The sequence below is a fragment of the Rhizobium sp. WSM409 genome, assembly GCF_057653825.1.
The window spans coordinates 245,105-270,549 of sequence record NZ_JBYGKP010000005.1 but is presented as its reverse complement, the minus strand read 5'-3'; the positions used below and the strand labels follow the sequence as shown (position 1 = coordinate 270,549).

Annotated in this window: 24 protein-coding genes; 19 read left to right on the top strand and 5 right to left on the bottom strand. The window is 62.2% G+C overall.

The window, feature by feature from the left end:
- Positions 1–77 precede the first annotated feature (77 nt).
- From AC25BC_RS34035 to AC25BC_RS34025, 3 genes are read right to left on the bottom strand one after another with little or no spacing between them, the layout of a single operon-like run.
- Positions 78–1,475: an LLM class flavin-dependent oxidoreductase gene (locus tag AC25BC_RS34035; protein WP_017997203.1), complete on the bottom strand. Its 1,398-nt coding sequence runs from the start codon at positions 1,473–1,475 to the stop codon at positions 78–80.
- Between the two features lie 16 nt (positions 1,476–1,491).
- A complete protein-coding gene (locus tag AC25BC_RS34030) occupies positions 1,492–2,553 on the bottom strand; it encodes an ABC transporter permease (RefSeq protein WP_128440137.1) in 1,062 nt (353 codons plus the stop codon).
- On the bottom strand, positions 2,550–4,034 hold the full coding sequence (locus AC25BC_RS34025; protein ID WP_128440136.1) for a sugar ABC transporter ATP-binding protein: 1,485 nt from the start codon (positions 4,032–4,034) through the stop codon (positions 2,550–2,552). The genes AC25BC_RS34030 and AC25BC_RS34025 overlap by 4 nt, the downstream gene beginning before the upstream one ends.
- A gap of 235 nt (positions 4,035–4,269) precedes the next feature.
- Between AC25BC_RS34025 and AC25BC_RS34020 the strand changes: the two genes are divergently transcribed.
- Positions 4,270–5,316: a substrate-binding domain-containing protein gene (locus AC25BC_RS34020; protein ID WP_017997200.1), complete on the top strand. Its 1,047-nt coding sequence runs from the start codon at positions 4,270–4,272 to the stop codon at positions 5,314–5,316.
- Between the two features lie 77 nt (positions 5,317–5,393).
- Positions 5,394–6,602 carry an acyl-CoA dehydrogenase family protein gene (locus AC25BC_RS34015; protein ID WP_113545353.1) on the top strand — a complete coding sequence of 403 codons (1,209 nt, stop codon included), beginning with the start codon at positions 5,394–5,396 and terminating at the stop codon, positions 6,600–6,602.
- Positions 6,603–6,682: 80 nt separating this feature from the next.
- Here the strand turns inward: AC25BC_RS34015 and AC25BC_RS34010 are convergent, their stop codons facing one another.
- Positions 6,683–7,900, bottom strand: a complete 1,218-nt coding sequence (locus AC25BC_RS34010; RefSeq protein ID WP_113545354.1) for an SfnB family sulfur acquisition oxidoreductase — start codon at positions 7,898–7,900, stop codon at positions 6,683–6,685.
- A gap of 170 nt (positions 7,901–8,070) precedes the next feature.
- Between AC25BC_RS34010 and AC25BC_RS34005 the strand changes: the two genes are divergently transcribed.
- Positions 8,071–8,214, top strand: coding sequence for a hypothetical protein (locus AC25BC_RS34005; RefSeq protein WP_017997197.1), 144 nt, complete (start codon positions 8,071–8,073; stop codon positions 8,212–8,214).
- An 8-nt stretch (positions 8,215–8,222) separates the two neighbouring features.
- Positions 8,223–9,557 (top strand): LLM class flavin-dependent oxidoreductase, encoded by a 1,335-nt coding sequence (locus AC25BC_RS34000; protein WP_128440135.1) that lies wholly within the window; start codon positions 8,223–8,225, stop codon positions 9,555–9,557.
- A 40-nt stretch (positions 9,558–9,597) separates the two neighbouring features.
- On the opposite strand, the gene AC25BC_RS33995 is transcribed toward AC25BC_RS34000, so the two are convergent.
- Positions 9,598–10,641 (bottom strand): substrate-binding domain-containing protein, encoded by a 1,044-nt coding sequence (locus AC25BC_RS33995; RefSeq protein ID WP_026157695.1) that lies wholly within the window; start codon positions 10,639–10,641, stop codon positions 9,598–9,600.
- Positions 10,642–10,775: 134 nt separating this feature from the next.
- Between AC25BC_RS33995 and AC25BC_RS33990 the strand changes: the two genes are divergently transcribed.
- The 15 genes from AC25BC_RS33990 to AC25BC_RS33920 all read left to right on the top strand — a co-directional run bounded on the left by AC25BC_RS33990 (position 10,776) and on the right by AC25BC_RS33920 (position 25,418).
- Entirely contained in the window at positions 10,776–11,810 is a 1,035-nt protein-coding gene (locus tag AC25BC_RS33990) for a Gfo/Idh/MocA family protein (protein ID WP_113545356.1), read from the top strand.
- A gap of 11 nt (positions 11,811–11,821) precedes the next feature.
- Entirely contained in the window at positions 11,822–12,724 is a 903-nt protein-coding gene (locus AC25BC_RS33985) for a sugar phosphate isomerase/epimerase family protein (RefSeq protein ID WP_012760055.1), read from the top strand.
- Positions 12,725–12,786: 62 nt separating this feature from the next.
- A complete protein-coding gene (locus AC25BC_RS33980; RefSeq protein ID WP_012760056.1) occupies positions 12,787–14,019 on the top strand; it encodes an ABC transporter substrate-binding protein in 1,233 nt (410 codons plus the stop codon).
- A 174-nt stretch (positions 14,020–14,193) separates the two neighbouring features.
- Entirely contained in the window at positions 14,194–15,096 is a 903-nt protein-coding gene (locus AC25BC_RS33975; RefSeq protein ID WP_012760057.1) for a carbohydrate ABC transporter permease, read from the top strand.
- Positions 15,093–15,920: a carbohydrate ABC transporter permease gene (locus AC25BC_RS33970; RefSeq protein ID WP_012760058.1), complete on the top strand. Its 828-nt coding sequence runs from the start codon at positions 15,093–15,095 to the stop codon at positions 15,918–15,920. The genes AC25BC_RS33975 and AC25BC_RS33970 overlap by 4 nt, the downstream gene beginning before the upstream one ends.
- A complete protein-coding gene (locus AC25BC_RS33965) occupies positions 15,917–16,987 on the top strand; it encodes an ABC transporter ATP-binding protein (protein WP_012760059.1) in 1,071 nt (356 codons plus the stop codon). Before AC25BC_RS33970 ends, AC25BC_RS33965 begins: the two co-directional genes overlap by 4 nt.
- Before the next feature lie 254 nt (positions 16,988–17,241).
- A complete protein-coding gene (locus AC25BC_RS33960; RefSeq protein WP_012760060.1) occupies positions 17,242–18,264 on the top strand; it encodes a LacI family DNA-binding transcriptional regulator in 1,023 nt (340 codons plus the stop codon).
- A gap of 38 nt (positions 18,265–18,302) precedes the next feature.
- Complete coding sequence (locus AC25BC_RS33955) at positions 18,303–19,256, top strand: ABC transporter substrate-binding protein (RefSeq protein WP_012760061.1); 954 nt, start codon at positions 18,303–18,305, stop codon at positions 19,254–19,256.
- Positions 19,253–20,074: an ATP-binding cassette domain-containing protein gene (locus AC25BC_RS33950; RefSeq protein ID WP_012760062.1), complete on the top strand. Its 822-nt coding sequence runs from the start codon at positions 19,253–19,255 to the stop codon at positions 20,072–20,074. Before AC25BC_RS33955 ends, AC25BC_RS33950 begins: the two co-directional genes overlap by 4 nt.
- Positions 20,071–21,075, top strand: coding sequence for an ABC transporter permease (locus tag AC25BC_RS33945; protein WP_017997190.1), 1,005 nt, complete (start codon positions 20,071–20,073; stop codon positions 21,073–21,075). Before AC25BC_RS33950 ends, AC25BC_RS33945 begins: the two co-directional genes overlap by 4 nt.
- Positions 21,076–21,079: 4 nt before the next feature.
- On the top strand, positions 21,080–22,159 hold the full coding sequence (locus AC25BC_RS33940) for a phosphotriesterase family protein (protein WP_012760064.1): 1,080 nt from the start codon (positions 21,080–21,082) through the stop codon (positions 22,157–22,159).
- 37 nt (positions 22,160–22,196) lie between these two features.
- A complete protein-coding gene (locus AC25BC_RS33935) occupies positions 22,197–22,970 on the top strand; it encodes a glutamine amidotransferase (RefSeq protein ID WP_017997189.1) in 774 nt (257 codons plus the stop codon).
- A 38-nt stretch (positions 22,971–23,008) separates the two neighbouring features.
- Positions 23,009–23,851, top strand: coding sequence for a BtpA/SgcQ family protein (locus tag AC25BC_RS33930; RefSeq protein ID WP_012760066.1), 843 nt, complete (start codon positions 23,009–23,011; stop codon positions 23,849–23,851).
- Positions 23,852–23,853: 2 nt separating this feature from the next.
- The gene (locus tag AC25BC_RS33925; protein ID WP_017997188.1) at positions 23,854–24,501 is read left to right on the top strand and encodes a TenA family protein; all 648 of its coding nucleotides are present in this window, start codon (positions 23,854–23,856) and stop codon (positions 24,499–24,501) included.
- 23 nt (positions 24,502–24,524) lie between these two features.
- Complete coding sequence (locus AC25BC_RS33920; protein ID WP_113545360.1) at positions 24,525–25,418, top strand: ribokinase; 894 nt, start codon at positions 24,525–24,527, stop codon at positions 25,416–25,418.
- Positions 25,419–25,445: the final 27 nt, after the last annotated feature.

Genomic DNA, 25,445 nt, shown 5'->3' with positions numbered 1-25,445 from the left:
GATATTAAATTCAAATGCGCAAGCCGGGCGAGATATTTTTCTGCCCTGTGCGCATTCGCCCGAGCAATCACTGCCGGTCAGCCGCCGGCGGCAAGCCTGACCGGTTCTCCCGCCAGATTACGATAGGCAGCACCCGGATGCGGCGCGACAAGGCGCGGCCCCGCTCCCCCAAGCTTTTCCCGCAACGTCCCCTTGGCGTAGTCGGTCTTGTAGACGCCGCGCTTTTGCAGTTCCGGCACCAGCAGATCGACGGCATCCTCGAAACTCTCGGGCGTCACGGCATAGGCGAGGTTGAAGCCGTCGACATCGGTATCCTCGATCCATTCCTGCATCAGATCGGCGACCGTTTGCGGTGAGCCGACGAAAACAGGGCCGAAACCGCCGATGCCGACCCAATCGGCCATTTCGCGCACTGTCCATTCCTTGGTGGGATCGATTGTCGTGAAGGTTTCGACGGCCGATTGCACCGCATTGGTATGGCGGTGGCGCAGCACCTCGTCCGGTCCGAACTGGCCGAAATCGATGCCGGTCCAGCCGGAGATCAGCGTCAGCGCGCCCTCGAAGGAGGCGTATTTGCGGTATTCGTTGAACTTCCGCTGCGCCTCCGCATCCGTTTCGCCGAGGATCACGGTCTGCAGGTTGAAGGCAAGGATTTCGCGCGGGTTGCGGCCGATCCGTTCGGCCGCCTCGCGGACATTGGCGACATAACGCTTCAGCACAGGCTTCGACGGCGACGCGACGAAGATGCACTCGGCATGGGCGCCGGCGAAATCCTTGCCGCGGCTGGAAGCACCGGCCTGATAGAGCACTGGCGTGCGCTGCGGCGAGGGCTCGCTCAAGTGAATACCGGGCACGTTGAAATGCTTGCCGGCATGGCGGATCGGGTGGACCTTGTCAGGATGGGTGAAGATACCGCTTTCCCGGTCGCGGACGACGGCGCCATCCTCCCAGCTTCCCTCCCAGAGCTTGTAGCAGACCTCGAGATATTCCTCGGCGAGGTCGTATCGGTCATCATGCTTCGTCTGCGCCGGCTGGCCGATATTGAGCGCGCCGCTGTTGAGATAGGAGGTGACGATATTCCAGCCGACGCGCCCCTTGGTCAGATGGTCGAGCGTCGATATGCGGCGGGCGAAGGTGTAGGGGTGCTCGAAGGAGAGCGACGCCGTGAGGCCGAAGCCAAGATGCTCGGTCTCGTAGGCCATGGTTGGGATCAGTTGCAGCGGATCATTGACCGGCACCTGCGCCGAATGGCGAAGTGCGGCATCGACATTGCCGTTCAGCACATCGTAGACACCGAGCACGTCGGCGATGAACAGCCCATCGAACTTGCCGCGCTCCAGCGTCTTTGCCAGATGCACCCAGTAGTCGAGATCTTTATAGGTCCAGGACTTGTCGCGCGGATGGCGCCAGAGCCCCGGCGACTGGTGTCCGACGCAATTCATGTCGAAGGCGTTCAGCCTGATTTCGCGGGTCATGTTTTCTTCCTTGGAATTAGGGATTGCTGCGGCCGAGGCCGTAGGTCAGCGCTAAGGCTCCGACGAGCACGGCGCCCTTGACGAAATCCTGGGTGTAGTAAGGGGCGTTCAGCATGGTGAGGCCGTTCAGCAGCACGCCGACGAAGACCGCGCCGGCAATGGTGCCAAGCACGTTTGGACGCCGCAGGTTGAAGACGGCAAAGCCGATCAATGCGGCAGCGACCGAATCCATCAGCAGCGAGCCGCCGGACGAGATATCACCACGCCCGACGCGGGCGGCGATGACAATGCCGCCGAGCGATGCCAGCGTGCCCGATAGGACATAGGCGAGCGTCTTCAGCCGCGCCGTCGAGGCGCCGGCAAGCCGGGTGGCGACCTCGTTGCCGCCGGTCGCAAACAATAGCCGGCCGATGCGGGTGCGTTCGGTGAGAATGAAGAGTGCGATGGCGACCACCGCCATCAGCACCACCGAAACGGGCAGGGTGCCGAGGATGCTGTAGCGGCCGATCAGCAAAAAGGCGGGGTCGTAGGCGCCGGTCGCCTTCGAGCCGTCGGGCAAAGTGAGGCCGGCCGAAATCGACCGGCCGGCGGTCGGGATCAGCTGCAGGCCGGAAAGCAGAAACATCATCGCCAGCGTCGCCAAGAGATCCGGCACCTTCAGGCGCACGATGATGTAGGCGTTGACGAGGCCGATCAGGGCGCCAAAGGCGAGCACCAGCGGCACCGTCGCATAGGCATCAAGGCCCCAGACGATCATCGCGTAACTCGCCGCCATCACGCTCGATGCGGCGACCGCGCCGATCGACAGGTCGAAACCGCCGACAGCCAGTGTGACGGTGACGCCGGCGCCGAGGATGGCGACGACGGACACCGCCTGCAGGATGCTCATCAGATTGGCGATATTGATGAAGGCGGGTTGGGCAATGGTGAAGCCGACGATGAGCAGCGCCAGCAGGATGAACACCGCGCCCGCACGCAGGAACGCCCCGAGGGCGGCGAGACGGCCGTTATCGGCTTGCGGCGAGGCCCTCGGCCGGACGCTTGCCTGTGGAAGAGTGTCGTCGTCGATCGTCGTCATGCGGATATTCCCTGGATGGCAGAGGAAAGAGCGGCCCCGTCTGCCGCAGGCCTCAACACGTGGTGGTCGATCACGAGGATGCGGTCGGCCACCTCATAGGCCTCCTCCGGGTCGGAGGTCGCGATCAGCGTCGCCCGGTCGGTGCGGGCGCGAATTGCCCGGATGATGTCGTGACGGGCGCCGACGTCGACACCCTGGAAGGGTTCGTCGAGCAGCAGCAGCCGGCTCGGTTCCGCCTCCCAGCGGGCGATCACCGCCTTCTGCTGGTTGCCGCCCGACAGTGACCAGATCGAGGCGAGTGGACCCGCGGCCTTGATGCCGAGACGCGTGATCGCCTGTTCGGCCTCGCGTCGCTCACGGCCGCCGACAAGGAAACCGTGCGGATACCATTTGCCAAGATGCGGCAGGCTGATCGTCGCCGACAGCGAATGGCCGGGCCATGCCGGCGGCATCAGCGAGGAACGATGACGGTCTTCGGCCGCCATGGCGACACCCGATGCAATCGCTTCGGCCGGACCTTTCGGCCGGTAGGGCCGACCGCCGAGGAACATCGCACCGCCGGCAAGCGCCGTTACCCCGAAGATCGCCGATAGCAGCCGGCTCTTGCCGGCGCCGAGCACACCGGTCACCGCCACCACCTCGCCCTCATGCAATGACAGATCGAAGGAGGCGGCCCCAGAGAGCAGTCTGATATCGCGCATCTCGAAAATCACTGGTCCGGTCGCAGGCCGCACATCCGGCCGGGCCGCATCCAGTCTGCGGCCGATCATCGTCTCGATGGCGCTCGAAAAATCGATCGGCCGCGCGAAGGTGCCGACGACACGGCCGCCGCGCATGACGAGCGCGCGGTCGGCGATGGCTTCGAGGTCGGCGGTACGGTGCGAGATATAGAGGATCGCCAGTCCGCGCTTGCGCAGGCCGAGCAGAATATCGAAGAGGCGGCGGCCTTCCTCTCCGGAAAGGCTTGCCGTCGGCTCGTCGAGGATGAGGAGGTCGGCGCGGTTGGCAAGCGCCCGGGCGATCGCCACCAGTTGCCGGTCGGCGCTGGTGAGGTCACCGAAATCGCGGTCCAGCGGCAGGGTGAAGCCGGCGGCATCGAGCATGGACCGCGCGGCACGGCGGATGCCGGCGCGCGAGACGAAGAAGGGTGTGCTGCGATCGGCAAACCGGTTGAGCAGCAGGGCATCAGCAACGGTCAGACCGGCCGCGCCGACGAGATCCGTCGATTGATGCACCGTGACGACACCGGCCCTTGCCGCTTCGGCCGGGCTACGTGGCGCAAAGGCGCGGCCATCGAGGCTGACCATGCCGCCATCGGCCGGAAGCACGCCGGAAAGGATCTTGACCAGCGTCGATTTGCCTGCGCCGTTTGCGCCCATCAGCGCCACGATCTCGCCGCGTTCCATAGAAAAATCAGCGCCGGCAAGCGCCCGCGTCGACCCGAAACTGCGGGTGATATTTTCAATGTGAAGAAGCGGCATCGACAAAGGTCCGGGACTGTAATCGAAGCCGGAGTGTGCCCTGTCCGGGCGGTCGAACTCCAGGCACGCCTTTCCGCTGCGAGCCACGCTCAGGGAACAAAGAATCTCCCGCAGCCGGTAAAATCGGATCATTTACTCTACTAAAAACATAGAGATTATATCTAATAATTCAACGCGTCGCAGGGGCTTCCAGACCTGTCAGACGACGCCCCGATTTGCTAGAAGGAACGCGACGATGAAATCCCTCGCACGGCTCGCACTCTCTGCCGCCGTCATTCCGTTCATTTTCATTCAAGGCGCAAAAGCCGACGGTTTATCCGGTGCTCCCGCTCCCTTCGACAAGGGCGGCGTTAAAGTAGCGCTAATCAGCTACATCTCGGCCGGCGATTTCTTCCAGGCCTACCAGGCGGGAGCTGAAGCCCAGGCCAAGGCGCTGGATATCGACCTGCGCATCTTCCCCGGCCGGCAGGATGCCGCCGAGCAGCGCGAGCAGATCCTCCAGGCGATCAATCTCGGTGTCTCCGGCATCGTCATCGACCACGGCCTGCCGGAATCGCTCGGCGACGTCGTGCAGCAGGCGCTCGACAAGGGCATCAAGGTCGTGGCCTTCGACGTCAACCTCAACAACCCAAAGATTCCGCAGGTGGAGCAGAGCGATCACGAGCTTGCATCATTGGCGCTTGAACAGGTGGTGAAGGACAACGGCAACAGCTTCAACGCCGGCTATGTCTATGTCGCGGGCTTTGCGCCGCTCGACCGCCGCAACGAGGTCTGGGACAAGTTCAAGACAGACAATAAAGGCGTGGTCGAAAAGGCCCGTTTCGGCAATGTCAGCGACACGACGGCGACCTCGACCGCCGATCAAGCAAAGGCCGTGCTCACCGCCAATCCCGATATATCGGTCGTCTTCGCCCCCTATGACGAATTCGCCCGCGGTGTGAAGCTCGCCGCCAACGACCTCGGCATATCAAACAAGCTCAAGATCTATTCGGCCGACGTCTCGACGGCCGATATCCAGGAAATCACCGAGGAAGGCAGCCCTTGGGTCGCGACCGTGGCGACCAATCCTGCCGTCGTCGGCGCCGTCTCCATTCGCGCCGCAGCACTCGAAATCGCCGGACAGACGGTTCCCCACCAAATCACCGTGAAGCCGACCCTTCTGACGCAGGAAAGCCTGCGCGCAGCCGGTGTCAAGACGATCGAGGAGCTGGCCGAAAAGATCCCGGCCTTCAGCACGAGCGATGCGGCGACCGCCAACTGGATTCCGGACAAGCTTTTCTGAGGAGGTCACCCTCGATCCTTCCGGCGGGAGCCTCGTCTCCCGCCGGATCATCTTTTTGGAGAATTGGAGTTCCGCCTATGAGCCAGTCCAATGTCGTCTTCGCAACCAGCCGCAACCCGACGCGGGAAGACCTCTTTGCCCGTGCGCAGCATATCTCTGCCGACCTTTCCGGGCGCGCCGCAGACCTCGATCGCGAAGGCCGCCCGCCGCTTGGCGAAATCGTCAAATTGAAGAATGCCGGCCTGCTCAATGCGCTGCATCCCCGTGAGATCGGCGGCGGTGGCCTCGATTGGGTCGACGGGCTGAGGCTGGTGCGCATTCTCGCGCGTGGCGAGAGCTCGATCGGCCAGCTGCTCGGCTACCACTATGTCAACAGCCAGTACATCTATTGGGCCCTTGATACCGCACGCGCCCATGCGCTGGGCAGCGATACGGTCGCCAGGAACCTCTATTGGGGTGCGGCCGTCAATCCGCGCGATCCCGGGCTGGTGCTCACCCGTCGCGGCAACGGCTATGTGCTGAACGGACGCAAGTCCTTCTCCACGGCAGCGCGGGTCTCCGATTACATCAATGCCAATGCGACGCTCGACGACAAGATCGCCGGTTTCGCCGTGCCGACCAATCGTCAAGGTTACGTCGCCAATGACGACTGGGACAATATCGGTCAGCGCCTGTCAGACAGCGGTAGCGTCGAATTTCATGATTTCCCCGTTTACGAGGAGGATTTCGTCGGCGTACCCGCCGCACCCGACGCAGCACCGCCGGTGCTGTCGACCTTCAATACGCCGTTCATCCAGCTGGTCTTCGTTAATTTCTATCTCGGCACCGCGGAAGGCGCGCTGCACGCGGCCGTCGATTACGTCCGCAACACGACCCGGCCGTGGATAACCTCCGGTGTCGAGCGGGCGGCGGATGATCCTTATATCCTCGAACGCGTCGGCGAATTCACTGCCGCGCTGAAGGCCTCGGCGGCCCTTGCCGACAGTGCCGCAGCCGCCGTGCAGGCGGGTCTTGCCCGCGGCCGCGACGTCACCGAGCGCGAGCGCGGCGCCGCGGCGGCGGAAGCCTATGCCGCCAAAGTCCACGCCACTCATGTCTCGCTTGACATCACGTCGCGCGTCTTCGAGCTGACGGGCGCACGCTCAACAGCCGACAAATACCGCTTCGACCGTTTCTGGCGCAATGTCCGCACCCATACTCTGCACGACCCGGTCTTCTACAAGGCGAGGGAAGTCGGCGAATTCGTGCTGAACGACAAGATACCGGAGGTCAGCCTCTACAGCTGAGGCGACCACTCTTCCATCGAAGAACGAAGCCCCATTGCCGGCATCGGCAATGGGGCTTTTCCTTGGTAGGAATGGAGGTTTCAGAGCGCACCATTCTTCGGTGGCGTTACGCCGTTCAAATGGTAGTTGCCAACGACGTGATATTTCCAACGCACGGGATCGTGTAGCGTATGGGTGCGGGCATTGCGCCAGTGGCGGTCGAGGTTGAGGCCTGTTTGTACTGACGAGGTTCCGGCAAGCTCGAAAAGCGTGTTCGAGGCCTCGAGCGCCACTTCGGTCGTCAGTACCTTCGCCGCAGCGACTGCAAGCGTGGCCGCGATCACCTTTTCCTCCGTCGTCTCGACCTGCGCGGCATCGACCTTGTGCCCGGCGCGCTCCACCAGAGCCGTTGCGGCTTCCAGCCGGATGGCGATCTGGCCAACCTTGGCGATCGTTAGCGGATCGTCTGAGGCACGCTCAAGGCCGCTATCCATCCAGGGGCGTGATTTCGTCCTGACGAACTCCAGCGTTTCGGCAAAGGCCGCCCGTGCAATACCGAGATCGACGCCGGCATGGATGATCTGACCAACGGAGCCGATCGTCGTCGGCCGCTCGAAGCCCTTGTGATGGAAAACCACGGAATCGGCGCTGACATAGACATTGTCGAGGATCGTCGTACCGCTGCCGGTGGTGCGCTGGCCAAAACCGTCCCAGTCGTCGACGATCTCGACGCCTTCAGTACCCTTCGGCACGAAGGCCATGGTCAACCGGTCCTCCGGATCGAGCGCGAAGATGGTGATCCAGTCGGCGAAGAGGACGCCGGTCGAATAGAATTTGCGGCCGTTGATCCGGTAACCCGGACCGTCGCGGGTGATGCGCGTGTTGTAGTGGCCGACCGTCTTGGTGCCGCGCTCGGACAGCGCATTACCGAAACGGTCGCCGGCCAGCACGCGGCCGAAGAAATAGCGCTGCTGCTCCTCGCCGCCGTCGGTTCTGAGCGCCTCGAGAATATAGAAATGGTTCTGCGGGATCTGGCCGATCGAACCGTCCGCCTCAGACAAGATCGCGGTGACCTCGGCAAGCACGGCGTTGGAGACGTCAAGCCCGCCATATTGCGCCGGTACGGTGATCGCCAGAAGGCCGGACTGGGCGAGAAGATCGAGTTCACCAAACGGCAGGATCCGTTCGGCGTCGCGCTCGGCGGCGCGTGCGGCAAATTGTGCCGCCAGTCTGCGGGCGGTGGCGATCGCCTCATCATCGCTGCCGATACGGTCGGCCACGGGCCGGATCTGATCTGCTTGCCTTAGCACGGTGTTCATCGATGTCTCCACTTCTGACGATGATATCGGTGAAAGAAATCGAGCGTCGAGATAAGAGCATAAATTCTATAGACGTCATCGAAAATGAAAAGTGTTTGCTTATCAGCCTCCGGCGGTCGCGATTAGGCTTCCGGTCTGGCGTTCGCGCGAAAACGCGGGTCGGAGAAGCAATGAAATTCCTGCCGGAAATTACCACCGCCGGCCTCGATTTGATTTCACCGACCTCCTACGTAACCGATATCCGATGCGTCGCCGCAGCGGCTCCAGACAGAACGCCCAATGCGGGGCAGGCGGCCGCCTTGCCCGATCCATGAGGAAAGTCATGACCCCACGGCAGTTGCGCCTCGGCGCCTTCATGCGTCCCGTCAGCCTGCATACCGGCGCCTGGCGCTATCCCAGTTCTTATCCCGACGCCAATTTCAATTTCGCGCATCTGAAGTCCTTCGCACAGGCGCTGGAACGGGCGAAATTCGACGCCTTCTTCATGGCCGATCATCTTGCCGTGCTCAACATGCCGGTCGAGGCGCTCAGGCGCAGCCACACCGTGACCTCCTTCGAGCCCTTTACGCTGCTCTCGGCGCTGGCAGCGGTGACGGAGCGCATCGGCCTCGTCGCCACGGCCTCCACCACCTTCGACGAGCCCTATCACATTGCCCGGCGTTTCGCCTCGCTCGACCATATCAGCGGCGGCCGCGCCGGCTGGAACATCGTCACGACGTCGAACCCTGATGCCGCGCTCAATTTCGGCCTCGACGAACATGTGGAGCATGGCGAGCGGTATCATCGCGCCCGGGAATTCTACGACGTGGTCACCGGGCTCTGGGACAGCTTCGCCGACGATGCCTTCATCCGCGATCGGGAAAGCGGCCTGTTCTTCGATCCGGCAAAGATGCATGTGCTGGGCCACAAGGGCGAGGAACTGAGCGTGCGCGGGCCACTCAATATCGCCCGGCCGCCGCAGGGTTGGCCCGTCATCGTCCAGGCCGGCCAGTCGGACCCCGGCCGCCAGCTTGCCGCGGAAACCGCCGAGATGGTCTTCTGTTCGCCGCGCGATCTTGCCGCGGGCAGGGCGCTTTATGCCGATATCAAGGGCCGCATGGAAGCCATCGGCCGTAACCGCGACCACCTGAAGATCCTGCCCGCCGCCTTCGTCATCGTCGGCGACAGCATCGAGGAGGCGCGCGCCAAACGCGCCACGCTCGACAGTCTGGTGCATTACGACAGCGCCATCGCCTCGCTTTCAATCGCGCTCGGCCATGACGCTTCGGGCTTTGATCCCGACGCGCCGCTACCGGCCGATATTCCCGACACCAATGCCAGCAAGACCGGCCGGGCACAGGTGCTGAAGCTTGCCGCGGAGGAAAATCTGACGGTGCGTCAGTTGGCGCAACGTTTTGGCGGCTATGCCGGCCTTGCCTTCGTCGGCACGCCGGCCAGCATCGCCGACGAGATGGAACGCTGGCTTGATGAGGAAGGCTCGGATGGTTTCAACGTCGTCTTCCCCTATCTGCCGCAGGGTCTCCTCGACGTCACCGACCGGCTGGTTCCCGAGCTGCAGCGCCGCGGCCTGTTCCGTAGCGAATACGAGGGCACGACGCTGCGCGAACATCTCGGATTGCCGCGGCCTGAGAACCGGTTCTTTGCAGCAGGTACATGAAGGGGCTCGCTTCTGTTTTCCGGAAGCAAGCCAATAGTGCTCAGGCCATGACCTCAACCCGAAACGCGTCGCTTTCGCCCGCCATCAGTTCGAGGGGCCAGATGATGTTGCGGTCGCCTCCCGGATAGAAATCTCGATAGACCGGCATGGTGGCGAGAAGCATCCGGGCGAGCGCGACGCCGAGATCGTAGAGCGACATTCGAAAGCAGCTGAGCGAGGGCTGCAGGAACCGTGCGCGCGGAGCGTCGCGGAAGCCGATCACCGCAAGGTCGCGGCCGGGCATGACGCCCGATTCCATCAGGCGGCGGTAAAGGCCGATCGCCATCAGCTCGTAGATCAAGATCACCGCCGTCGGCCGCTCTTCGAGCAGCAGCAGCTCATGGGCCGCCAGATAGCCGCCCTGTTCACTCGACTTGATGCGAATGACGAGCGTGGGGTCGAAGGGAATATCGTGCCGCTCGAGCGCGCGGCGATAGCTGTCGATAAAGAGATAGCCGAGGTTGGCCTCGCTCGATGGCGCGGTGATCGCGATCCGGCGGTGACCCAGCGTGATCAGCCGCTCGACGGCATGGTCGGCCACGCCCTCGAAATCGAGATCGATCCATGGAAAATTGCCGGCCGAAAGGCTGCGGCCGAGCGCGACGAAGGGGATCTTCGCCCTCGACAGAAAATCAATGCGCCGATCGACGCGCTGCGTGTCCGAGATGATCATCGCATCGACGATGCGCCGCGCCACCATCCGCTTCAGATATTCGTGCGGGTCCTCGTCGCTCGGGCAGGGCAGCATGATGAGGTCGAGCTTGTGGCGGGCAAAGACGCTTTGCAGGCCGCTGGTGACGCCGAGGAAGAAGTTGTCGGCGTTCTCGACCGTTTCCTTGCTGGATTCGATCATCAACCCGATGACCTTCGTCTCCCCCTGCCTCAGGCTCCGCCCGGACTGATTGGCGACATAGCCGAGTTCCTTGGCCGCCGCCAGCACCCGCCGGCGGGTTTCCTCATTGACATCGGGCTTGCTGTTCAGCGCACGGGAGACCGTGCCGATCGAGATATCCAGGTATTCGGCAAGCTGGCGAATCCCCTTCATCGGCCGCGATTTTCTTTCGGTCTGCAATTTCGCATTTTGCCTCTATTGACACGGTAAAATGTTTCCGCATACAGTCGTAAACGTTTACGGAGTGCGTGTCATCAGGAGTTGGCGCCATTCTTTCGGAGGAAATCGTGAAATTCAGTGCCATTTTGTGCGGGTGCGGAGCTATGTCCAAAGGTTGGTTGCGCGCCATCGCTTCCAACCCTCTGCTGGCCGAATCCATCACCATCGTCGGCCTTGTCGACCTGAACCGGGAGACGGCCGAAAAGCTTGCCGCGGAGTTCGGCCTTGAAGGCGCCGTCATCGGTTCGGACCTTTCTGCCGTCATCACTGCCACGAAGGCTGATCTGGTCTTCGACATCGTCATTCCGGCTGCGCGCTACGACGTCGTTTCGACGGCACTCAAGGCCGGCTGCCATGTGCTCAGCGAAAAGCCGATGGCGGCCTCGCTTGCCGAGGGCGCTGCGCTGGTCGATCTTGCCGCCGAGACCGGCCGTATCCACGCTGTCATCCAGAACCGTCGCTTCATATCAGGCGTCAGGCGCCTGCGTCGCTTCGTCGACAGCGGCGCGATCGGCGAACTCACCGGCATCCATTGCGACTTCTTCCTGGCGCCGCATTTCGGCGGCTTCCGCGAAGAGATGGACAATGTCCTGCTTCTCGACATGGCAATCCACACCTTCGATGCGGCGCGCTACGTCGCCGACCGGAAGCCGCTCGCCGTCTATTGCGTCGAGCGCAATCCGAAGGGTTCGTGGTACCGGCACGGCGCCTCGGCCAATGCCATTTTCGAATTTACCGACGACATCGTCTTCACCTATCGCGGCTCCTGGTGCGCCGAGGGCGAGCGCACCAGCTGGGAAAGCCAGTGGCGTCTCGTCGGCTCGAAGGGGATGCTCACCTGGGATGGCGAGGAGAGTTTCAAGGCGACTGTTGCCGGCGAAGAGCCCGGCCTTTTGCATGGTTCCGCTGCCGTAAACGTTCCCGGTCCGGAACATGACGAGGAAACCCATGGCCACGCCAGCGTCATCGCCGACTTCATCGCGGCGATCGGCACCGGCAAACGGCCCGAGACGGTCAATTCCGACAATATCCGAAGCCTTGCCATGGTCTTCGGCGCAATCGAAAGCGCCAAGACGGGCAGGCGCGTCGAAATTTCAGCATAGGATGACGTGACGTGAGCAACCCTGCAAAATCCATTCGTATCGGCACCATGGTCAGCGGCAACAAGGGCGATGCCGCCGCGCGCATCGGCGAGATCGCCGGCATGGGCTTCGAAAGCTTCGAGCCCTTCTTCTGGCAGACGACGAAGGGCCAGGACCTGGCCGAGCTCGGCAAGCGTTGCCTCGATGCGATCGGCGACCGCGACATCACCATCTCGACGCTCGGCATGTTCGGCAATCCGCTGGAAGAGACCGCAATCGACCTTGAGACGCTGGAGGGCTGGAAACATTGTATCGACAATGCCCATCACTTCGGCGCCACCTGCGTTGCCGGCTTCACCGGCCGCATCCGCGGCAAGCCGCTGACAGACAGCCTGCCTCGCTACAAGCAGATCTGGAGCGAGCTTGCCAAGCGGGCGGCCGACAAGGGCGTCAAGATTGCTTTCGAGAATTGCGCCATGGACGGCAACTGGGCGACCGGCGACTGGAATATCGCGCATAATCCCGACGCCTGGGAACTGATGTTCAACGAGACGCCTGACGATAATATCGGGCTGGAGTGGGAGCCGTGCCATCAGATGGTCTATCTGATCGACCCTTTGCCGCAGATCCGCAAATGGGCGCATAAGTTCTTCCATGTCCACGGCAAGGACGCGACCATCCGCTGGGAGGTCATCAAGGAACACGGTATCTTCGGCAAGGAGAAATTCGTCTTCATGCGCACGCCGGGCTTCGGCGACAGCAACTGGACCGACATCATTTCTGAACTGCGCCTTGCCGGCTGGTCCGGCTCGATCGACATCGAAGGCTGGCACGACCCGGTCTATCGCGACGCGCTTGAAATGACCGGCCAGGTCTATGCGCTGAACCACCTCAAGCATGCCCGGGGCGGCGAATTCGTCGTCGATCCCATCTGATGATATCGTTTCCGGCAAGGAGGAATTGCCGGAAACGGGGATAACCACAAAGGAGGAGAACCATGGCTATCCGTAAATATGCAATTCTGGGCGCTCTCGCGCTTGCAGGCGTCTCGCTGTTCGGTCTTTCGGCCAAGGCCGAAGACGTCACACTGACGCTCTGGTCGCTGGATAAGGACACCCAGCCGGCGCCGAACCTCGTCAAGGAGTTCAACGCCCAGAACAACGGCATCAAGATCGAATATCGGCTGATCCAGTTCGACGACGTCGTCACCGAGGCGATGCGTGCCTATGCGACCGGCCAGGCGCCCGACATCATCGCCGTCGACAATCCGGAGCATGCGCTGTTTTCGTCGCGCGGCGCCTTCCTGGATCTTACCGACATGATCGCCAAGTCGACCGTCATCAAGCCGGAGAATTATTTCCCCGGCCCGCTGAAATCGGTCGAGTGGGACGGCAAGTATTTTGGCGTGCCGAAGGCGACCAATACGATCGCGCTTTACTATAACAAGGACATGTTCAAGGCCAAGGGCCTCGACCCGAACAAGCCACCGCAGACTTGGGACGAGCTCGTCGAGGACGCGCGGAAGCTGACCGACCCCGCCAAGAACGTCTATGGTCTCGCCTTCTCGGCCAAGGCCAACGAGGAGGGCACCTTCCAGTTCCTTCCCTGGGCTCAGATGGGCGGCGGCAGCTATGAGAACATCAATGCCGAAGGCGCGGTGAAGGCGCTCGGGATCTGGAAGACGATCATGGACGAGAAGCTCGCTTCTCCCGACACCTTGACGCGCGGCCAGTGGGATTCGACCGGCACCTTCAATTCCGGCAATGCGGCAATGGCGATCTCGGGCCCGTGGGAGCTCGACCGCATGACGCAGGAAGCGAAGTTCGACTGGGGCGTCACGCTGCTCCCGGTTCCCAAGGAAGGGGCTGAACGCTCCTCGGCCATGGGCGACTTCAACTGGGCGATCTTCGCCACCAGCAAACATCCGGCCGAAGCCTTCAAGGCGCTCGAATATTTCGCCTCGCAGGACGACAAGATGTTCAAGAACTTCGGCCAGCTTCCGGCCCGTTCCGACATCTCGATCCCCGAGACCGGCCAGCCGCTGAAGGATGCAGCCCTCAAGGTCTTCCTCGAACAGCTGAAATACGCCAAGCCGCGCGGCCCGCATCCGCAATGGCCGAAGATCTCCAAGGCGATCCAGGACGCTATCCAGGCAGCACTCACCGGCCAGATGAGCCCGAAAGACGCGCTCGACCAGGCAGCCGACAAGATCAAGGCAGTACTAGGCTGATCAGTGGCTGCAAGCGAGCCGCGTGCTCCCTCTTCTCCCAGCGGGGAGAAGAGGAACCGGAAGTAAAGCGTCTTTTAACCGGATGAACCTCGGTTCATCCCATCATTTCCTCCCGGCAGGGGCCGTCTTCCGCATCATGCGCCAGGCGGCCCCGTTCGGAGTATCGGAGGACCCATGAAGAGGATCCTGATGAGCGTCAGGGACGGCCGCGGTTTCGATATCGTGCTGGTCGCTTTCCCGCTCGGCTTTCTGTTCCTGATGGCGGGGCTGCCGCTGATCTATAATGTTGTGATGAGCTTCCAGGAGGTCGACATGTTCAGCCTCGGGACCTTCTCGCGTCCCTTCGTCGGCTTCAAGAATTATACCGACCTCTTCGCGCAGCCGGAAACGCTGCCGATCTTCTACAACACCATCATCTTCGTCGTCGGCTCCATCGCCGGCCAGTTCCTGATCGGTTTCGGCCTGGCGCTGTTCTTCTGGGTCAATTTTCCCGGCGCCTCATGGATGCGCGGCCTGTTCCTCGTCTCCTGGGTGATGCCCGGCCTCGTTGTCGGCGCCATCTGGAACTGGATTCTCTCCGGCGATTTCGGCGTGCTGAATTTCATTCTCAAGGAAAGCGGCATCATCTCGGGCAACATCTTCTGGCGCTCGGACCCGCACTATTCGCTTTATGCCGTCATTATCGCCAATGTCTGGCTCGGCACCTCGTTCAACATGATCCTGCTGTCCGTCGGCCTTGCCGGCATTCCTGCCGATCTCTACGAAGCCGCCGAACTCGACGGCGCCAATGTCTGGCAGCGCTTCTGGACGATCACGCTGCCGATGATGCGCTCGACCATCGGCGCCATCATCGCACTCGGCCTGATCTTCACCCTGCAGCAATTCGATCTTTTCGCCGCGATCACGTCGGGCGGGCCGAACAATTCATCGAATGTCACGCAATATTGGGCCTGGGATCTCTCCTTCCGCCAATACGACTTCGCCAAGGGCGCAACGATCTCCGTCATCATGATCGTCTTCGTCATGTTCGCGTCCGTCGTCTATGTCCGGTCCACACGCCACGAGGTGCGCGGATGATTACGACGAACCGCGACCGACTGATGCTCGCTATATCGATCGTCATGGCGGCGATCTATCTGTTCCCGCTCTACTGGATGTACATCACCGCGCTGAAAAGCGGCTCGGAAATGTTCGCGACGCCGCCGAGCTTCTGGCCGGCCTCGCCGCAATGGGGCACCTATGCCGCGGTCTGGGAAAGCCGCGACATGGGCCGTTATCTCTGGAACTCGCTGGTCATCGCGCTCGGCTCCGTGGCGCTGATCACCCTGCTCGGCGTCGGCTGCGCCTATGTGCTTGCCAGATACCGCAATGTCTGGGTGGATATCGGTCTCTTTCTCATCCTCATGCTGCAGGTTCTGCCGGCCTCGCTGATGATCACGCCGATCTTCGTCGGCTTTTCGCAGATCGGTATGCTGAATTATCCACGCCTTGCCGTCATCATCGCGGTCGCGGCAAAGAGCATGCCCTTCTTCGTCATTCTGGTGCGCGCCACCTTCATGAGCGTTCCCCAGGAGCTGGAGGAGGCGGCTCTCGTCGACGGCAATTCGCGCGTCGGCGCCTTCTTCAACATCGTGCTGCCGCTTGCCCGCAACGGCATCCTGGTCAGCGCCATCCTGATCTTCATGCAGGCCTTCGGCGAATTCGTCTATTCGAAGTCGATGATCCAGGCGGTCGACCTTCAGCCGGCAAGCGTCGGCCTCAATTCCTTCATGGGGCCGAACACCAACGAGTGGAACAACATCATGGCCTACGCCACGATGTATGTGACGCCGATCCTTGCCATCTTCGTTCTCTTGCAGCGCCGCATCGTATCCGGCCTCACCTCTGGAGCCCTCAAATGACCACACAGATCGAGCTCAGAGGCGTCAACAAATATTACGGCGCCTTCCACGCCCTGAAGAACATCGACCTTTCGATCGCCAAGGGCACTTTCGTCGCGCTCGTCGGCCCCTCGGGCTGCGGCAAGTCCACGCTGCTGCGCTCGCTTGCCGGCCTCGAAAGCATTTCGTCGGGCGATCTCAGGATTGCCGGCGAGCTGATGAACGGCGTGCCACCACGCAAGCGCGACGTCGCCATGGTGTTCCAGTCCTATGCCCTCTATCCGCATATGACGGTCGAGGAGAACCTGACCTACAGCCTGCGCATTCGCGGCATCGCCAAGGCCGAGGCCAAGAAGGCGGCCGAGGACGTAGCGGCGACGACGGGTCTTTCGCATCTCCTGAAGCGCTATCCGCGCGAGCTCTCTGGCGGTCAGCGCCAGCGCGTCGCCATGAGCCGCGCCATCATCCGCCATCCCAAGGCCTTCTTGTTCGACGAGCCGCTGTCCAATCTCGATGCTGCGCTGCGCGTCCACATGCGCAAGGAAATCCGGTCGCTGCACGACCGGCTGCACGCAACCTTCGTCTACGTCACGCACGACCAGGTCGAAGCGATGACGATGGCCGACCATGTGGTGGTGATGCGCGACGGCATCATCGAACAGCAAGGCGCGCCGCTCGACCTCTACGACCGGCCGGCGAACCGGTTCGTTGCCGGCTTCATTGGCTCGCCGGCCATGAATTTCATTCCCGCGATCGCCGCGGAAGACGGCAAGAGCCTGATCCTGGACTTCGGCGCGGTGAAGCAGACGCTTGCGATATCACGTGCCATCGAACCCGGCCGCAAGCTCATCGCCGGCATCCGGCCGGAGCACATCGGCGTCGTCGAGCCCGGCCATGGCAGCTTCGACGTGCCGATCGCCTTCGTCGAATCGACCGGCTCGTCGACCTTCATCGTCGCGGAGACCCAGCCGGAACTGACAATCGTCGAGACGCGCCGCGACAGGGTCAAGGCAGGAGACATGATCGGACTTTCGGTCGATCCGGGCCAGGTCCATCTCTTCGACGCGTCGACGGATCACCTCATATAAAGGCAGCAGCCCTCGGCTTGGAATTGTCATAAAATCGAACCCGGCGACGCCGTCGAGCCAGATCTCGAAAGCATCACCGGCGACTGGCTGCGCGACAAGCTCGACCGGACGATCGCCTGAGGGCCTGTCCGGTCGAGCTTCGATCGGATCGCAAGAAAAACGAATGCCGCACGATCATCGCTGTTGACAACGGGGCACAATCGATATTGTCTTGTAAAGCGGTTTACTAAACCGCTTTACAATAGGTTCAGTCAATGGCCAAGGGAACGACACCAAGTCTGAAGGATGTTGCGGCAGCGGCCGGCGTGTCGGTCACCACCGTGTCGCGTTTCGTCAATGGCAGTCTCGATCTTCCCTTTCAGACCAAGAAGCGCATCGAGGATGCGATCAAGACGCTGAACTACCGGCCGAACCCGCATGCGCGTCGCTTAAGCAGGGGGCGCTCGGATACGATCGGCCTCGTCGTGCCCGATATCGCCAATCCCTTCTTCGCGACTCTCGTCGCCGCCGTGGAGCAGGCGGCCGATGAAAAGAAGCTCGCGGTCTCCTTGCACGCCACCCTCAACCGGCCGGGACGCGAGATTGAATATCTGCAGCTGATCGAGCGCAATCACGTCGACGGTCTGATCTTCGTCACCAACCACCCCGACGATGGCGCGCTTGCCGCGCTGATCAACGGCAGCGGCAAGGTTATTATCGTCGATGAGGACATTCCCGATTCGAAGGCGCCGAAGCTATTCTGCGACAATGAGCAGGGCGGCTATCTCGCCGGTCAGCACCTAGCCGAACAAGGCCATCGCCATGTCCTCTTCATCGGCGGCGACGAGCGTATGATCAGTGCCCGCAGGCGCTATGACGGCCTGCTGAAGGCGCTCAGGGAGCGGCATGGCGGCGAGGCCCGAGCCGATCGCTATGCCGGCGAATATACGATCGAATATGGCCGTGCGGCGGCACTCGACTATCTCTCCGGAGACCGAAAAGCGACGGCGATCTTTGCCAGCTCCGACGAGATCGCCATCGGGCTGGTCGAGGTCTTCAGAAGCCGAGGCGTCTCGATCCCAGGCGACATCTCAGTCATCGGCTTCGACGACGTCGGTCCGCTTCATCTCTTTGCGCCGCCGCTGACGGCCATCCGCCAGCCGGTGCGTGAGATCGGCCGGCGGTCGCTGGAGCTGCTTCTGGAAACCAATTGGCACGAGTGGAAACCATCCGCCTCGGAAGAACTCCTGCCTGTCGAAATCGTGGTGCGGAACTCCGTTGCGCCGCCTGCGAAATAATAATCAGCAACGTCAAAAAACCAAAAGAGGATGAGAACATGACACTGAATTTGACAAGACGAACGATGATCGCAGCCGCCGGCTTCACGGCATTGACCTTCATCGGCCTGTCCAGCGCCGCGGCGCAGGAAAAGAAGACTGTCGCGCTGGTGCAGATCAACCAGCAGGCGCTTTTCTTCAATCAGATGAATGAGGGCGCCCAGAAGGCGGCCGATGCCGCTGGCGTCAAGCTGGTGATCTTCAACGCCAACAACGAGACGACGGCGCAGAACAGTGCCATCGAAACCTACGTCCAGGAAAAGGTCTCCGGCCTTGCCGTCGTGGCGATCGACGTCAATGGCATCATGCCGGCGGTCAAGCAGGCGGCCGATGCCGGCATTCCGGTCGTCGCCATCGACGCCATCCTGCCTGATGGTCCGCAGAAGGCGCAGATCGGCGTGGACAATGCCGCAGCCGGCGCCGACATGGGCAAATACTTCCTCGACTACGTCAAGGCGAACATGGGCGGCAAGGCCAAGCTCGGCGTTGTCGGAGCGCTGAACTCGTTCATCCAGAATATCCGCCAGGACGGCTTCGAGAAGACCCTGAAAGGCGTCGACGGCATTGAAATGGCCGGCGTCGTCGACGGGCAGAACATCCAGGACAACGCCCTTGCGGCGGCAGAAAACCTGATCACCGCCAATCCTGACCTGACCGCGATCTACGCCACCGGCGAGCCGGCCCTGATGGGGGCGATCGCCGCCGTCCAGAGCCAGGGCAAGCAGGATAAGATCAAGGTGTTCGGCTGGGATCTGACTGCCGAAGCCATTGCCGGCATCGATGCCGGCTTCGTCGTCGCCGTCGTCCAGCAGGATCCGGCCGCAATGGGCGGTGCCGCCGTCGACGCGCTCGTCAAGGCCTCGGCCGGCGAAGCCGTCACCAAGACGATCTCGGTGCCGATCACCATAGTGACCAAGGAGAATGTCGAGCCGTACCGGGCCGTCTTCAAATGATCGAAAGCGGACAGCGTGACATCGCTGCCGCCGGTTCCGGAGGCGTCGCATCCTCCGGAACCGGAACATCCGGCGGCACCCGATCCGACCCGCGCATCTCGCTGCGCGGCATCCGCAAGTCGTTCGGCTCGCACCAGGCCCTGCGCGGCGTCGATCTCGACATCTTCCCCGGCGAATGCCTGGGCCTTGTCGGCGATAACGCCGCCGGCAAATCGACGCTGACGAAAATCATCTCGGGAACCTACATTCCCGATGCCGGCACGATCAGTATGGAAGGCGAAGAGGTTCGCTTCTCCGGCCCCGCGGATGCGCGTGGCAGAAACATCGAAATGGTGTTCCAGGATCTCAGTCTCTGCGACCATATCGATGTCGTAGGCAATCTCTTCCTCGGCCGCGAACTCAGCCGCGGGCCGTTTCTCGACACCAGGACGATGCTGTCCGAAGCCCGCAAGATGCTGGATTCGCTTGAGATCCGCATCCCGAGGCTGACCGGCAAGGTCGCCCAGCTCTCCGGCGGGCAGCGTCAGGCGATCGCGATCGCACGCGCTGCCTCCTTCAAGCCGAAGGTGCTGATCATGGACGAGCCGACGTCGGCACTTGCCGTCGCCGAGGTCGAAGCGGTTCTGGCCCTGATCAACCGCGTCAAGGCGAACGGGGTTTCGGTGATCCTCATTACCCACCGGCTGCAGGATCTCTTTCGGGTCTGTGACCGAATTGCGGTGATGTACGAGGGCACGAAGGTGGCCGAACGGCAGATCGGTAGCACCAATCTCGAAGATCTCGTCAGGCTGATCGTCGGTGAAGGAGCCAGACAATGACGGCTTATACGGAACGCGGCCACGGCTCGCGCGTCGCCGATTTCTTCGGCGAACACGCACAGGTCCTGTCGATCGCCATCTTCTTTCTGGCCTGCATGATCTTCTTCTCGATCGGCAGCGAAACCTTCTTCACGCTCGGCAACATCCTGAACATCGTGCGGCAGGCTGCTCCCATCCTGATCGTCGCCATCGCCATGACATTCGTCATCATCACCGGCGGCATCGATCTTTCGGTCGGCTCGCAGGTCGCCCTCATCAACGCGGTCGCGGCGATCGTTATGGCGATGGGTGTTCCCTGGCCGTCGGTGGTCATCGGCATGATCGTGCTCGGCGGCTTCATGGGACTGGTCCAGGGCTGGTTTGTCGCCTATCAGGGCATCCCGGCCTTCATCGTGACACTTGCCGGCCTATCGATCCTGCGCGGTCTGGCGCTCTATCTGACCCAGGGCTATTCCATTCCGATCAAGGATGCGCCGGGCTTCTTCGCGCTCGGCCGGGGCGAAATCCTCAGCTTCCCGATCCCCGCGGTCATCGCCGTCATCATCGCCATTCTCGGTTACGTCGTTATCACCGCGACCAAGTATGGCCGCCAGGTCGTGGCGGTCGGCTCCAATGCGGAGGCGGCGCGGCGTGTCGGCATGCCCGCCAAATGGATTATCGCCTCGGTCTATATCATCTCCGGCGTCGCCTGCGCCGTCGCCGGCCTGTTGATCGCCGCTCGCCTCGGCTCCGGCTCGTCCAATGCCGCCGTCGGCTTCGAGCTGCAGGTGATCGCGGCCGTCGTGCTCGGCGGAACGTCGCTGATGGGCGGACGCGGCACCATTCTCGGCACCGTACTCGGCACGCTGACCATCGCCGTCATCGGCAATGGCCTGATCCTGATGCACATATCGCCGTTCTTCACCCAGATCGTCACCGGCGCCATCATTCTCGTCGCCATCTGGCTGAACACGCGCATCTTCACGGCCAATTTCCATTTCCGGCTGGGCAGGAAAGGATGAAGCTATGAGCGAACAGGCAGCAGAAAGCCTGTCTGAAGCGCATGTCCGCTCCGGCAAGGTGATGACCGTCACCGGCCCGATTTCGGCGGATGCGCTCGGCGTGACGCTGATGCACGAGCATATCCTCAACGATTGCCGCTGCTGGTGGCACGCGCCGAAGACACCGGAACGGCAATATCTCGCCGAAAGCTTCGTCTGCATGGAGATCCTCGGCGAACTCCGGCAGGACCCCTTCGTCAACAAGCACAATATCACGCTCGACGACGAACATCTGGCGGTGACCGAACTCAAGGATTTCGCCACGGCGGGCGGGCGCACCGTGGTGGAGCCGACCTGCAAGGGCATCGGCCGTGATCCGCTGGCGCTCCAGCGCATCTCGAAAGCATCCGGCCTCAACATCGTGATGGGGGCGGGTTATTACCTCGGCTCCTCGCATCCGGAAGGCGTCGCGGCAATGAGCGTCGATGAGATCGCGGGTGAAATTGTCCGCGAGGCGAGGCAAGGCGTCGACGGCACCGGCGTCAGGATCGGCCTGATCGGCGAGATCGGCGTCTCCTCGGATTTCACCGCCGAGGAGGAAAAGTCGCTACGCGGTGCGGCGCGTGCGCAGGTGCTGACCGGGCTTCCCCTGATGGTGCATCTGCCGGGTTGGTTCCGTCTCGGCCACCGCGTGCTTGACGTGGTCGCCGAAGAGGGGGCGGATCTCCGCCATACCGTGCTTTGCCACATGAACCCGTCGCATGACGACATCGCCTATCAGAGCGAGCTGGCGGAGCGTGGCGCCTTCATCGAATACGACATGATCGGCATGGATTTCTTCTATGCCGACCAGCAGGTGCAATGCCCGAGCGACGAGGAGGCGGCGCGTGCGATCGTGCGTCTCGTCGAGGCCGGATATCTCAACCGGATTCTTCTGTCGCATGACGTCTTTCTGAAGATGATGCTGACGCATTACGGCGGCAATGGCTACGCCTATATCCTTCGCCATTTTCTTCCCCGTCTGGAGCGGCACGGCCTCGATAGGACGGTTCTCGACGAGATGATGCGCGGCAATCCGCGCCGCGTCTTTCATGCCGGAGCGTAGCTCCATCCAATCAATCGATCACAGGTAACCGCAGACCATGACCAAGAAAATCCTCCTTGTCGGCGAGAGCTGGGTCAGCTCCGCCACGCATTACAAAGGCTTCGACCAGTTCGGCAGCGTCACCTTCCATCTCGGCGCCGAACCGCTGGTGAAAGCGCTCGCCGCCAGCGCCTTCGAGCTCACCTATATGCCGGCGCACGAGGCAGTGGAGAAGTTCCCCTTCGATATGGCGGGGCTCGATGCCTATGACGCCATCATCCTCTCGGATATCGGCGCCAATTCGCTGCTGCTGCCGCCGGATGTATGGCTGCATTCGCGCACGGTGCCGAACCGGCTGAAACTTCTGAAGGCATGGGTGGAAAAGGGCGGCGGCCTGCTGATGGTCGGCGGCTACTTCTCCTTCCAGGGCATCGACGGCAAGGCGCGCTGGCGGCGCACCCCCGTCGAAGACACGCTGCCCGTCACGTGCCTGCCTTACGACGACCGCGTCGAGATCCCCGAGGGCACGGTTGCCGAGGTGGTGAAGCCGGAGCATCCGACGGTGCAGGGGCTTGAAGGCGCCTGGCCGGTGCTTCTCGGCGTCAATGAGGTCGAAGTGCGAGCCCGCGCCGATGTCGAGATCGTCGCGCGCCTGCCCGAGGATCAGGGCGGCCATCCGCTGCTCGTCGTCGGCACGCATGGCACTGGCCGGACGGCGGCCTGGACGTCGGATATCGGCCCGCACTGGCTCTCGCCCGCTTTCTGTGAATGGGAGGGCTACGGCCGGCTCTGGAAGAACATCCTCGGCTGGCTCACCGAAAAGCAGGCGTGATGTCGGCACGCGCCAGGAATTGGAAAGGGAGGAATGACATGCAGGAAATTTCGGACAGGCCGTCCCACGCCATCAGGGATATCTTCGGCAGGGACAAGGTTCTGATCGGCATGATCCATTGCCCGGCCTTTCCGGGCGCGCCGCGCTACCGGGGGGCTGCGATGAATGCGATTTACGACGCCTGCATGCGCGACGCCGAAGCCTGCATGGAAGGCGGCCTGCATGGGCTGATCATCGAAAATCACGGCGATGTGCCGTTTTCGAAGCCCGAGGATATCGGCCCCGAGACGACCGGCTTCATGTCTGTCGTCACCGACCGGATCGCGCGCGCGGCCGGCATTCCGCTCGGCGTCAACGTGCTGGCCAATGCGCCGATCCCGGCTTTCGCCATCGCCATGGCCGGTGGCGCCAAATTCATCCGCGTCAATCAGTGGGCCAATGCCTATGTCGCCAATGAAGGTTTTATGGAGGGCAGGGCCGCCGAAGCCATGCGCTACCGCTCGCTGCTGAGGGCCGAACACATCAAGGTCTTTGCTGACAGCCACGTCAAGCATGGCAGCCACGCCATCGTCGCCGACCGTTCGATCCAGGAGCTGACGCGCGATCTCGCCTTCTTCGATGCCGACGGCGTCATCGCCACCGGCCAACGGACCGGCAATTCGGCAACGATGGAGGAGATCGAGGAAATCGGCGCGGCGACACACCTGCCGCTGCTCGTCGGCTCCGGCGTCAACAAGGACAATATCGTCGATATTCTCGCCCGCACCAATGGCGTCATCGTTGCGTCTTCGTTGAAACACGGCGGCGTCTGGTGGAACCCGGTCGATATCGAGCGCGTGCGCGCCTTCCGCGCGGCGGCCGAACCGGGCCTGGAGGGCTGAGCATGGCGGCAGAGAGCCTTTCGGCCCGCATCCTGCGCGAGAACAACGCTGTCCTTGGCGCGATGCTGAACCACCGCTTTGTCGAGGACGTGAAGAACGACAGGCTGAGCAAGGAGGCTTTCGAGCGTTATCTCGTCTATGAAGGCGCCTTCGTCGACAGCGCCATCTCGATCTTCGCCTATGCGGCGGCGACCGCCAACACCATGACGCAGAAGCGCTGGCTGATCGCGGTTCTCGACGCGCTTGCCAACGAGCAGATCGCCTATTTCGAACGCACCTTCGCCGGCCGCGGCATCGATCCCTCGTCCTTCGACACCGGCATCGCCGAGGTCGAGGCCTTTCGCGCCGGCATGTTGGAAATCGCTCGCCAAGGCGGCTTCCTCGACACGGTCGCGGCGATGTTTGCGGCCGAGTGGATGTATTGGACCTGGTCGAAGGAAGCAGCTAACCGCCCGATCAGCGATCCCCTCTTGAAGGAATGGGTCGACCTGCATGTCGATCCGAATTTCGCCGCCCAGGCGCAATGGCTGAAGAATGAACTCGACATGGCAGGAGAAACGCTGGAAGAGGATGAGAAAGCGCGGCTCAGCGCAATCTTCGGCCGGGCGATGCAACTCGAGATCGATTTTCACGATGCGCCTTATCTTTAGCTTCACCTTGCGAAAGCGGATGCATGCGCGCCTACATAGTCGGTAACGTCGCCATCGACGAAACCATCGCCGTCTCCGAACTTCCCGTTATCGGTGCCTCCATCCTCGGCAATGCCGGTGGCAGCGATCTCGGCGGCAAGGGCACGAACCAGGCGGTCGTCATGGCCCGCTGCGGCGTTCCGACAACGCTGGTGGCGCCCATCGGCAGGGATGCGAGGGCCGATACAATACGCCATTACCTCGCGGACGAACCGCTTCGGAGCGAACTGATCGAAATGGAAAATGCATCGAGCGATGTCTCGATCATCTTCCGGCTGCCGGGCGGCGAAAATGCCATCGTCACGACAACGGAAGCGGCGCAGAGCCTGTCCCTGTCCGATGTCAGGCGGATCCTGTCGACGGCCGGCCCTGGCGATCTTATGATGCTGCAGGGCAATCTGTCCGACCAGACGACCCGCGATATCCTGGAGCATGCAAGAGCGATGGGCATGGTCACCGCCTTCAATCCCTCGCCGGTGCGCTCTTATTTCTCTGATCTTTGGGGGTTGATCGACATCGCCTTCCTCAACAAGGGCGAGGCGCAGACCCTGACGGGAACGACGGGCGGGCAGGCTGCCGAATATCTGCTAAGCCGGGGCCTGCGAGACGTCGTTCTGACGCTCGGCAGCGACGGCGCGATGCTCGTGAACCGGCACGATAGTGTCGAAGTACCGGCCCAGGTCTGCGATGTTGTGGATACAACGGGCGCAGGCGATACCTTCATGGCCGCAGCACTGGCATCCTGCGTGATGCGCGGGCAGAGGCTGGACCGTCTAGCCATCGAACACGCAGCCGCGGCCGCGGCCATCACCGTCTCAAGACATGGAACGAGAAAGGCGTTTCCGACCATTTCCGAGCTTGAAGCGATCCTGAGATAGCCGGCTCCGTGTGGCGTGCAGCTTCAT

What these genes read in the sequence shown, in the direction of transcription:
- AC25BC_RS34020 (WP_017997200.1), top strand. Translation starts at nt 4,270, where the DNA reads ATGAAATCCCTCGCACGGCTCGCACTCTCTGCCGCCGTCATTCCGTTC.
- AC25BC_RS33925 (WP_017997188.1), top strand. Translation starts at nt 23,854, where the DNA reads ATGGCGGCAGAGAGCCTTTCGGCCCGCATCCTGCGCGAGAACAACGCT.
- AC25BC_RS33975 (WP_012760057.1), top strand. Translation starts at nt 14,194, where the DNA reads ATGAAGAGGATCCTGATGAGCGTCAGGGACGGCCGCGGTTTCGATATC.
- AC25BC_RS33950 (WP_012760062.1), top strand. Translation starts at nt 19,253, where the DNA reads ATGATCGAAAGCGGACAGCGTGACATCGCTGCCGCCGGTTCCGGAGGC.
- AC25BC_RS33960 (WP_012760060.1), top strand. Translation starts at nt 17,242, where the DNA reads ATGGCCAAGGGAACGACACCAAGTCTGAAGGATGTTGCGGCAGCGGCC.
- AC25BC_RS34030 (WP_128440137.1), bottom strand. Translation starts at nt 2,553, where the DNA reads ATGACGACGATCGACGACGACACTCTTCCACAGGCAAGCGTCCGGCCG.
- AC25BC_RS33920 (WP_113545360.1), top strand. Translation starts at nt 24,525, where the DNA reads ATGCGCGCCTACATAGTCGGTAACGTCGCCATCGACGAAACCATCGCC.
- AC25BC_RS34025 (WP_128440136.1), bottom strand. Translation starts at nt 4,034, where the DNA reads ATGCCGCTTCTTCACATTGAAAATATCACCCGCAGTTTCGGGTCGACG.
- AC25BC_RS34035 (WP_017997203.1), bottom strand. Translation starts at nt 1,475, where the DNA reads ATGACCCGCGAAATCAGGCTGAACGCCTTCGACATGAATTGCGTCGGA.
- AC25BC_RS33940 (WP_012760064.1), top strand. Translation starts at nt 21,080, where the DNA reads ATGAGCGAACAGGCAGCAGAAAGCCTGTCTGAAGCGCATGTCCGCTCC.
- AC25BC_RS34005 (WP_017997197.1), top strand. Translation starts at nt 8,071, where the DNA reads ATGAAATTCCTGCCGGAAATTACCACCGCCGGCCTCGATTTGATTTCA.
- AC25BC_RS34015 (WP_113545353.1), top strand. Translation starts at nt 5,394, where the DNA reads ATGAGCCAGTCCAATGTCGTCTTCGCAACCAGCCGCAACCCGACGCGG.
- AC25BC_RS33930 (WP_012760066.1), top strand. Translation starts at nt 23,009, where the DNA reads ATGCAGGAAATTTCGGACAGGCCGTCCCACGCCATCAGGGATATCTTC.
- AC25BC_RS33965 (WP_012760059.1), top strand. Translation starts at nt 15,917, where the DNA reads ATGACCACACAGATCGAGCTCAGAGGCGTCAACAAATATTACGGCGCC.
- AC25BC_RS33995 (WP_026157695.1), bottom strand. Translation starts at nt 10,641, where the DNA reads ATGAAGGGGATTCGCCAGCTTGCCGAATACCTGGATATCTCGATCGGC.
- AC25BC_RS33945 (WP_017997190.1), top strand. Translation starts at nt 20,071, where the DNA reads ATGACGGCTTATACGGAACGCGGCCACGGCTCGCGCGTCGCCGATTTC.
- AC25BC_RS34010 (WP_113545354.1), bottom strand. Translation starts at nt 7,900, where the DNA reads ATGAACACCGTGCTAAGGCAAGCAGATCAGATCCGGCCCGTGGCCGAC.
- AC25BC_RS33955 (WP_012760061.1), top strand. Translation starts at nt 18,303, where the DNA reads ATGACACTGAATTTGACAAGACGAACGATGATCGCAGCCGCCGGCTTC.
- AC25BC_RS33980 (WP_012760056.1), top strand. Translation starts at nt 12,787, where the DNA reads ATGGCTATCCGTAAATATGCAATTCTGGGCGCTCTCGCGCTTGCAGGC.
- AC25BC_RS34000 (WP_128440135.1), top strand. Translation starts at nt 8,223, where the DNA reads ATGACCCCACGGCAGTTGCGCCTCGGCGCCTTCATGCGTCCCGTCAGC.
- AC25BC_RS33970 (WP_012760058.1), top strand. Translation starts at nt 15,093, where the DNA reads ATGATTACGACGAACCGCGACCGACTGATGCTCGCTATATCGATCGTC.
- AC25BC_RS33935 (WP_017997189.1), top strand. Translation starts at nt 22,197, where the DNA reads ATGACCAAGAAAATCCTCCTTGTCGGCGAGAGCTGGGTCAGCTCCGCC.